8 protein-coding genes and 4 pseudogenes are annotated in these 9,198 nt (G+C 55.8%); 3 read left to right on the plus strand and 9 right to left on the minus strand.

Features of this window, described 5'->3' with window-relative positions; genetic code table 11:
• The 3 genes and pseudogenes from BBW68_RS14970 to BBW68_RS17330 form a co-directional block, all read left to right on the plus strand.
• Window positions 1–466 (plus strand): IS3 family transposase (locus tag BBW68_RS14970; protein WP_148127719.1); only part of this gene is annotated, 466 nt, incomplete at its 5' end.
• Between the two features lie 11 nt (window positions 467–477).
• A pseudogene (gene tnpC, locus BBW68_RS14975) lies at window positions 478–1,029 on the plus strand (IS66 family transposase); the annotation flags it as partial.
• A pseudogene (locus tag BBW68_RS17330) lies at window positions 1,020–1,710 on the plus strand (IS110 family RNA-guided transposase); the annotation flags it as partial. The pseudogenes tnpC and BBW68_RS17330, both read left to right, overlap by 10 nt.
• A 284-nt stretch (window positions 1,711–1,994) precedes the next feature.
• Here BBW68_RS17330 and nth read toward each other — a convergent pair.
• The 9 genes and pseudogenes from nth to BBW68_RS15020 all read right to left on the minus strand — a co-directional run.
• A complete protein-coding gene (gene nth, locus BBW68_RS14980; protein ID WP_070135960.1) occupies window positions 1,995–2,630 on the minus strand; it encodes an endonuclease III in 636 nt (211 codons plus the stop codon).
• The gene (locus BBW68_RS14985) at window positions 2,627–3,325 is read right to left on the minus strand and encodes an electron transport complex subunit E (protein ID WP_070135961.1); all 699 of its coding nucleotides are present in this window, start codon (window positions 3,323–3,325) and stop codon (window positions 2,627–2,629) included. The genes nth and BBW68_RS14985 overlap by 4 nt, the downstream gene beginning before the upstream one ends.
• Window positions 3,318–3,950 carry an electron transport complex subunit RsxG gene (rsxG, locus tag BBW68_RS14990; protein WP_070135962.1) on the minus strand — a complete coding sequence of 211 codons (633 nt, stop codon included), beginning with the start codon at window positions 3,948–3,950 and terminating at the stop codon, window positions 3,318–3,320. The genes BBW68_RS14985 and rsxG overlap by 8 nt, the downstream gene beginning before the upstream one ends.
• Entirely contained in the window at window positions 3,950–5,011 is a 1,062-nt protein-coding gene (rsxD, locus tag BBW68_RS14995) for an electron transport complex subunit RsxD (RefSeq protein WP_070135963.1), read from the minus strand. The genes rsxG and rsxD overlap by 1 nt, the downstream gene beginning before the upstream one ends.
• Window positions 5,012–6,832, minus strand: coding sequence for an electron transport complex subunit RsxC (rsxC, locus tag BBW68_RS15000; protein ID WP_083264943.1), 1,821 nt, complete (start codon window positions 6,830–6,832; stop codon window positions 5,012–5,014). It lies immediately after the preceding gene.
• The gene (rsxB, locus tag BBW68_RS15005; protein ID WP_070135964.1) at window positions 6,825–7,400 is read right to left on the minus strand and encodes an electron transport complex subunit RsxB; all 576 of its coding nucleotides are present in this window, start codon (window positions 7,398–7,400) and stop codon (window positions 6,825–6,827) included. Before rsxB ends, rsxC begins: the two co-directional genes overlap by 8 nt.
• Window positions 7,400–7,981, minus strand: coding sequence for an electron transport complex subunit RsxA (rsxA, locus tag BBW68_RS15010; RefSeq protein WP_070135965.1), 582 nt, complete (start codon window positions 7,979–7,981; stop codon window positions 7,400–7,402). The genes rsxB and rsxA overlap by 1 nt, the downstream gene beginning before the upstream one ends.
• 126 nt (window positions 7,982–8,107) lie before the next feature.
• A pseudogene (locus BBW68_RS15015) lies at window positions 8,108–8,510 on the minus strand (DUF2569 domain-containing protein).
• Window positions 8,511–8,882: 372 nt separating this feature from the next.
• Window positions 8,883–9,198 (minus strand): annotated as a pseudogene (locus BBW68_RS15020) (inosine/guanosine kinase); the annotation flags it as partial.

Here is a 9,198-nt window from a genome sequence, read left to right on the forward strand (position 1 = left end):
ATGCTGGGCTTATCTGGCGGTGGTGCTGGACTTGTTTGCACGTAAACCGGTGGGCTGGGCCATGTCGACGTCACCGGACTCGGCACTGACGGTCAAAGCGTTGCAGATGGCCTGGAAACTTCGGGGTAAGCCAACAGACGTGGCGTTCCACAGCGACCAGGGCAGCCCCTATACCAGCCGTAGATATCGGCAGGCGCTGTGGCGCTGTAGGATAAAGCAGAGTATGAGTCGACGGGGAAACTGCTGGGATAACGCCCCTATGGAGCGGTTCTTCCGGAGCCTGAAGACCGAATGGGTGCCGACGAAGGGCTATAACAGCTTCAGCGAAGCCCAGGGCGCGATAATCCGCTATATAACGGGATATTACAGCGCTATCAGGCCCCACTGGTATAACGGCAGTCTGACGCCCAACGAATCTGAGCGGCTGTACTACTTACAGTCTAATGCTGTGGCCAGTATTAGTTGACCACTACAATAGAAGCCGCATGCTGGGCTCACGCACGCCGAAAAATCCACGACGTCTATATCAGTACTCAGACAGCCACAGCAGAAGAAGCCCTGAAACGTATCGGTGAACTGTACGCGGTAGAAGAGAAAATACGCGGCCTCCCGGTAACAGAGCGGCTTGCAGCTAGGCAGTCCCGGAGTAAGCCGTTGTTGACATCCCTGCATGTGTAGTTGGTGGAGAAAAGCGCAACGTTGTCGAAAAAATCCCGGCTGGGCGAAGCGTTCGCTTATGCCCTGAACCAGTGGGATGCGCTGTGCTACTACTGCGATAATGGCCTAGCAGAGCCTGATAACAACGTGGCAGAACGCGCGCTACGAGCCGTCTGCCTTGGTAAGAAAAATTACATCTTCTTCGGCAGCGACCATGGCGGTGAGCGCAGAGCCCTGCTATATGGCCTTATCGGAACGTGCAAGCTCAATGGTATCGATCCGGAAGCCTACCTTCGCCATATTCTGAGCGTACTACCGGAGTGGCCCAGCAACAAAATGGCGGAACTGCTGCCATGGAACGTAGATCTCACCACGAATTTGTTCAACCCAGAACTGAGGCTCAACAGGCTATGCGTGCCCTGCATCGGGTCAGGGAATCCCTGATGAGATTAAGACAACGAACCAGATGCATGCTTTTTACTGGAATTTGGTATCAGTATGCCCGTCGGCATTGCCGTTATAAGACGGCTTTCAACGGTGTTGGCTGATAATGAACTTCCAGCCTATCTTGCGCGATTACTGATGCGTTTACATGCGCATTATCTTTATCTGACAGAGTAGATCACTAAACTGGAAACAGAGCTGGAGCAGGAACTGGGCCATGATAAAATAGGACAGCACCTTCAGACTATACCGGGTATAGGGCCAATAACCGCCAGCGTTTTATCTTCTCAGTTGGGCGATGGTAAGCAATATGCCAGCAGCCGGGATTTCGCTACTTCAACCGGACTGCTACCACGCCAGTACAACACGGGCTGCAGAAATACACTTTTAGGCATAAGTAAACGCGGAGATAAAAACCTGCAACGCTTGCTGGTTCAGTGTACCAGGGGGTTTATCCAGAGAATCGAGCATCAGTCAGGAAGTCTGGTTGAATGGATAAAAACTCAGCTTGAACGAAAGCACTCGAATGTAGTGGCCTGTGCCCTAGCGAACAAGATAGCTCGAATAGCGTGGGCAATAACGACCCGGCAAACCGTGTTTGAAAGGTAACGGTAACGCAGTTTACCTGACGGGTTAATCGTTAATAAAGTAGTTCCCTATCTGGTTTTGCGAAGACTGATTATTGATGACATGAACGGCGTATCGACCTAGTGAAAAGCTAACATAAAAAATGGCTCTCTGAAGCCGTGCGGTTTTTTAGGCTTATCAGATGCGGAACTCATCGTGGTGCGGGCATCCTTGTCCATAGTGACGTGACACCGGATAGATTTAAGCAAGCCCACCATTATTAATCAAAAATCAGTGTTGCAAAAATGGTGGGAACCATAGATTTTCTATACTTTGGTTTTCTCGGGGAACTCGCACAAATCTTCAATTAGGCAGGAGCCGCAGCGCGGTTTGCGCGCAATGCAGATATAGCGACCGTGCAGGACAAACCAGTGGTGGAAGTCGATCTTAAACTCCTTTGGCACCACCTTGAGTAGCTTCTCTTCCATCTGTTCCACGTTCTTACACGGCGCGAAGCGCGTGCGGTTACAGACGCGGAAAATATGGGTATCGACGGCAATGGTCGGCCAGCCAAAGGCGGTATTGAGCACCACATTGGCAGTCTTGCGCCCGACGCCCGGCAGCGCTTCCAGCGCCTCGCGGCTCTCCGGCACCTCGCCACCGTGCTGCTCGACCAGAATGCAGCAGGTTTTGATCACGTTCTCGGCCTTGCTGTTAAACAGGCCGATGGTCTTGATGTACTCCTTCACCCCGTCTACCCCCAGCACCAGAATCGCCGCAGGCGTATTGGCTACCGGGTAAAGTTCTGCCATCGCTTTATTCACGCTGACGTCGGTGGCCTGCGCGGAGAGCAGCACTGCAATCAGCAGTTCAAACGGAGAGGTGAAGTTAAGTTCGGTGGTGGGATGAGGATTATAGTCCCGCAGCCGCACGAGAATCTGGTGACGCTTGTCCTTATTCACTGCGCATTTTTCCCTTCCGGCATAGCAGCACTCTCCTGTTCTGCTTTCAGCGCGGCGCGCTGCTTCATTTTGTTGTCGATCAGGTACTTGGCGGCCAACAGCATGCCAAGACCGATAAACGCGCCGGGTGGCAGCATCGCCAGCAGCATTGGCGAATCAAAATGCACCACTTCAATGCGCATCGTCTTTGCCCACGGGCCAAGCAGCTGATCGGCACCGTTAAAGATGGTGCTGTTACCGATAATTTCACGGATAGAACCCAGCACCACCATGACGCTGGTGGCACCTAGGCCAATCGCCATCCCGTCCAGCGCTGCCAGCCCGACATGGCTTTTGGATGCCACCGCTTCGGCGCGGCCGACCACAATACAGTTGGTGACGATCAGCGGGATGAAGATCCCCAATGACTGATACAGACCGTAGGCATAGGCATTGATCAGCATCTGCACGCAGCTGACCACTGCCGCGATAATCATCACGTAAATCGGAATACGGATTTCAGAAGGCACCCAGCGGCGCGCCAGAGAGATGCCGCTGTTGGTGCAGGTCAACACCATGGTGGTTGCTAGGCCAAGACCGAGGGCATTGGTGGCGGTGGAGGTCACCGCCAGCAGCGGGCAGAGGCCGAGCAGCTGCACCAGCGCCGAGTTATTCTTCCACAGCCCGCCGACCAGCAGGATTTTTGCTTCACTCATTGGCTTCTCCACAGGATGGCAACGAGGACAGTTGCCCCGGTAAGGTTTCAATATACAACGTTGTGCGCTTCACCTCATTGACCACCGCTCGCGGCGTGATCGTCGCGCCAGTAAACTGGTCGAAGTTGCCGCCGTCTTTCTTAACCGCGAAATGGGCATCCTCCGCTCCGGTCACTTTTTTGCCGTTAAAGCTCATGATCCAGTTGGAGATGCGCAGTTCGATTTTATCGCCAAGACCCGGCGTTTCATGATGTTTCACCACGCGGGTGCCGTACACCGTGCCGTCAAAGCTGGCGCCAACGATCAGCTGAATGTTGCCGGAGTAGCCGTCAGGCGCGGTGGTTTCAACCGCCGCTGCCACTGGCTTGTCACCCTTGCGCGCCAGATAGAGGTGGTGCGGACTGCCGTTTCCCAGCGCCGGGTTAGTGAAAACGTAACACTCCTGCTGGATCTTGTTATCATACAGCTCAGGCGGTACTACTTGGTCCAGCAGGACCTTCTGCTGTACGGCGATCTGATGTTCAATGGTCGGCCTAGTCACCGCATTGATTACCGCCGTCAGGCCGGTGGTGATAGCGGCAAATACCGCCAGCGTTACGCCATTTTTACGAATCGCATCTAGCATCATTTACCCTTACGGTGTCCGTATACGCGCGGCTGCGTGTAGTAGTCAATCAGCGGCACGCAGATATTAGCCAGCAGCACGGCAAACGCCACGCCATCGGGATAGCCGCCAAAGCTGCGGATCAGCCACACCAGCAGGCCAATTAGTACGCCGTAAAGCAGGCGGCCTTTATTGGTGGTGGAGGCGGTCACCGGGTCAGTGGCGATAAAGAATGCGCCGAGCATGGTGGCCCCGGAAAATAGATGCACCAGCGGCGATACTAGGCTGTCTGGTGATAACAGCCAGCCCAGCGTGGCACAGAACGCCAGCGAGGCGATAAAGCTCACTGGGATATGCCAGCGGATGCTGCACGTCCACAGCAGGAAGATGCCACCGGCGAGGAACGCCACGTTAATCCACTGCCAGCCCAGCCCGGCCAGCACGCCGCCGTAAATAGGCATCGCCCGCAATTCTTCTGCCATATGGCCAGCGCGCAGCCCGGTTTTGAAGGTGTCTAGCGGCGTGGCCTGGCTGACCCCGTCAATGCCCACCTGCAGCTGCTGCATGCTGTGGCCGTCAAGCGTGTGGAAATGGAAGATCATACTCAGCGTATCGCCAAAGGTCGGCGTAATGCCCTGCAGCACGTTCGGCGGCAGCCAGCTGGTCATCTGCACCGGGAATGAGATCAGCAGCACTACGTAGCCGACCATCGCTGGGTTAAACGGGTTCTGGCCGAGGCCGCCGTAAAGATGTTTGGATATAATTACCGCAAAAAGCGTGCCGATAACAATCAGCCACCACGGCGCCAGCGGCGGGATGCTGATGCCGAGCAGCAGGGCGGTCAGCAGCGCGGAGTTATCCTTCAACGTCTCCGCCAGCGGCAGCTTGCTTAAGCGCAGGATAGCCGCTTCAGCACCGATAGCGGCAGCTGCCGCGATTAGCACCTGAATCAGGTTGCCCCAGCCAAAGTACCAGCACTGCACGGCCATGCTGGGCACGGCGGCCAGCAGTACCAGCAGCATAATGGTGCTAGTGCTGCGGCGGTTATGAGTGTGGGGCGAGCTTGCAATACGAAATACCATTTAATCCTCTTGCGTTGACGGCTGCAGCGATCTACGCGCTTTCACGCGTGCAATGGCCGCTGCCACTGCCGCTTTACGCGGGTCAGCGGCTGGCGGCGTATCCGCAGTTGCTGGGGGGGCAGTGACGGTTGCGCTTAACTCGGCTTTCTTCGCCTTAGCTCGGGCAATCGCAGCTTCAATAACGGCTTTGCGTGGTTCTGTTGCCCGACATGTCACCGGTTCGCTGCTGACCTGTTGCTCTGCCTGACGCGTGCGTGCTTCCGCTTGGTGCTCTGCGCCGTTATCAACCAGTGCGGCAGTGGCGGCCTGCTTCGCCTTCACGCGCGCGCGCGTGGCGTTAAGCGCGTCGGCGTCAATGGTAGCAACGCTGCGTTTGGCCTGCTGGTGCTTCGCTTCACGCGCCGCTTTTTCCCGCTCCAGCCGCTGTTGGCGCGCTTCAAAGCGCGCCTTGGCCAGTGCAGTGCGCTCGGCTTCCAGAACGATGGCCTGAATCTCGGCCTTCTCTTGGCGGTAATACTGCACCAGCGGGATATTGCTCGGGCAGACGTAAGCACAGGCACCGCACTCAATGCAGTCGGCGATATTATGCTCACGCGCTTTGTCGTGATCGCTGCCGCGGCTATACCAGTAGAGCTGCTGCGGCAGCAGGGCGGCCGGGCAGGCGTCAGAGCAGGCGCTGCAGCGGATGCAGCCCTGTTCCGGCTCGTTCTGGCCCATCTCAGAGGCGGCCGGTGCAAGAATACAGTTAGTGATTTTCACCACTGGCACATCCAGCGTCGGCAGGGTAAAGCCCATTAGCGGTCCACCCATTACCACCATCTGTTTGGCACCCGGTGCGAAATCGGCGTGATGCAGCAGATGGCTGATCGGCGTGCCGAGGCGAGCCCAGACGTTGCCGGGCTGGCTCACCGACTCGCCGGTCAGGGTGATAACGCGTTCGGTCAGCGGCTCGCCGTCAATGATCGCCCGCTTAACGGCATAGGCGGTACCGACGTTCTGCATTAGCACGCCGATATCGGTGGAGCGCCCGCCGTGAGGCACCTCTTTGCCAGTGAGAATTTTAGTCAGCTGTTTGGCACCACCGGACGGATATTTGGTGGGGATCACGCGGATCTCTGTATCGCGTGCGCTGCCCAGCGCGGCTTTCAGCGCAGCAATCGCTTCTGGTTTATTATCTTCAATGCCGATCAGGGTGCGTTCTGCCTGCAGCGTCCACGCCAGAATGCTGCAGCCTTCCAGCACTTCTGCGGCACAGTCCTGCATCAGGCGATCGTCGGCGGTGATATAAGGTTCGCACTCGGCGGCGTTGATAATCAGTGTATTGACCCCGCGCAGCCCACCCTTGAGCTTGGTGGCGGTTGGGAAGCCCGCGCCGCCCAGCCCGGCAACGCCAGCTTGATGCACGCGGTGGACCACTTTCTGGCGGTCAAAGCTGCGATAGTTGCTCAGCGTCTGCTTATCAATCCAGCGATCTTCGCCGTCTGGAGTGATAAAGATGCACATCTCCTCCGCCAGCGCGGACGGATGCGCGGTCATATGCGGGGCGATTTTGCTCACGGTGCCGGAGCTTGGCGCGTGAGTCGGCAGCATGCGGCTATTGCCAAAGGTCAGCGCCTGGCCGCGCAGTACAGGGTCGCCAGGGCGCACGCAGATCTCGCCTTCGTTACCGATATGCTGTTTCAGCGGCAAAATAAACTGGGCGGGCAGCGGCAGCTGGCGCAGCGGCGTGCCGTTCGACCGGGTCTTCATCTCCGGTGGATGAATGCCACCTTTGAAGTCCCAGAGCCGATCTTTTTTAAAGTAGTTGAGCAAATTAAACATGACTTTCTACAGTGATCATCCGCACCGGAATGGTTTGCAGATCCCATTTCCAGTTGGCAGTGGTGGTAGCTACCGGACGCATTTCAATGCAGTCGGTTGGGCAGGGAGCAACACACAGCTCGCAGCCGGTACAGACGTCGCTCAGCACGGTATGCATAGCGCGGGTGGCACCGACAATCGCATCGACCGGGCAGGCCTGAATGCACTTGGTGCAGCCGATGCACTTGGCTTCATCAATCCACGCCGATTTGCGTTCCAGCTTAAGCGAGGCTTCTTCGGCCAGCGGCTGCGGATCGATGTTAAGCAGCGCCGCCAGTTTCAGCATGGTCTGCTCGCCGCCGGGCACGCATTTGTTGATCAGTTCGCCGTTGTTACCCACCGCGTCGGCATACGGACGGCAGCCGGGATGACCACACTGACCGCACTGGCTCTGTGGCAAAATAGCGTCTATCTGTTCGACAATCGGGTCTTCTTCCACTTCAAATCGGCGTGAGGCGTAGCCCAGCAGACCGCCCAACACTAGGCTAAGTGCGCTAAGAACCAGCACGGCAATCCAAATCGCACTCATTAGAACTTCACCAGTCCGGTAAAGCCCATAAACGCCAGAGCCATCAGGCCGGCAGTCACCAGTGCAATAGATGATCCCTTAAACGGAGCGGGCACATCGGCCAGCACCAAGCGCTCGCGGATCCCGGCGAACAACACCATCACCAGCGAGAAGCCGATAGAGGCGCTGAAGCCGAACAGCGCGGCTTGTAGGAAGGTGTGATTCAGGTTGACGCTGAGCAGCGGCACGCCGAGCACCGCACAGTTAGTGGTGATCAGCGGCAGGAAGATACCCAGCAGGCGGTAGAGGTCAGGACTGGTTTTACGCACCACCATTTCGGTGAACTGCACTACCACTGCAATTACTAGTATATAGGCCATGGTACGCAGATAGACCAGATCTAGCGGCAGCAGAATCAGATGATTGACCATCCATGCACAGATAGAGGCCAAGGTAATAACAAAGGTGGTGGCGAGTCCCATGCCAACTGCCGTTTCCAGTTTTTTGGAAACGCCCATGAAGGGACAGAGGCCGAGAAACTTCACCAATACGAAGTTATTCACCAGCGCTGTGCCAATAAAGAGGAGCAGGTATTCGGTCATTGTTACGCCTGAAGAAAAGTCAAAAGCAGCACATTATCGGATATTGGCTACGCCATCACAACCATTGCGCGACTGGTGTCAGACGCCAGCGCACTCAGGATTAAATTCTTGACGTTTATTCCATCATCACGGTTCGATGAAAGTGCTCTTAACGTGTTGAGAACGTTTGAAATAACGCATCAGTACCGCCTCCGCCAGCAGGGCGAACAGTAAAGTCCGAATTGCGGCACCATCGGCCACCGGAGAAAAGGCAAAGGTCTTCACGGCTAGCAGCACGGTGAGTAACAGCCACAAAATGTAGTCGTGCGGCAGCCGACGCGAGTGTTGACAGAAAATCCATGTTACCCAAGCGCTGTAGCACCAGAGCACGGTAGACGTCAGCAGCGAGGCTACCCACTGCCATGTGTTGCTTTCATGGCTGCACAGCGCGTTACGCATCGTCGGGGCGATGCAGGGCGCTTAAATACATTGCCATCACCAACTCGCTGGTTAGTAACGTCATGATCAGCCATGCCAGCGGCACCAGCAGTCAGCCTGCTAGGCACGGTTTAGAATCAACAGCCACTTATTCATCCTTAATCCAGTAAGCAAACTCTGCCATGAATGCAAAAGGTCCACCCTCAGGACGCGCTTCATATCAGCAAACGATTATACGGAACTTCATGCGCCAAGTCATTAACCAGAACGAATTGGAACCTTAAACCACGTAGTGCTAGACGGTTTTTAGCGGCTTTATTGAATAATAGGTAATCATGCTGTTTTAATATACCGGTTTTGGACGAAGAGGCTAGCCATTCCAGCATGTATTACCGAACACTGGTTGTAACCTACTGATTTTATGTTATGGACGCTCGCTGTTTTTATGGGTTCGCAGCATAATCTCTATTTATTCAACAAAGCCGTTTTTACACATCACGCCGAGCAGGACCGAACGGTCATCCGCCAGTACCGAGTAGTTATGCAGGGTGTTACCAACCGTGCCGCCGCCGAACTGATGGGTGATCAAGTTTTCGCGGTGCAGTTCAGCATACAGCGCTTCCGCCACGTCATCTTCAATGACCAGCGAGCAACCGAAGCTCAGGCCGTAACGGGCCACAAACTCGTCGTCCACTTTGGCTTCAATATCCACTAGGATCTGATCGATACCGACGATCCAGCTGTTGGCTGCATCATTAACCGGCTGCAACAGCGGTTCGAGTGCGCTGACCGGGGAATTC

Source organism: Candidatus Erwinia dacicola (genome assembly GCF_001756855.1).
GTDB classification, from domain to species: domain Bacteria; phylum Pseudomonadota; class Gammaproteobacteria; order Enterobacterales; family Enterobacteriaceae; genus Erwinia; species Erwinia dacicola.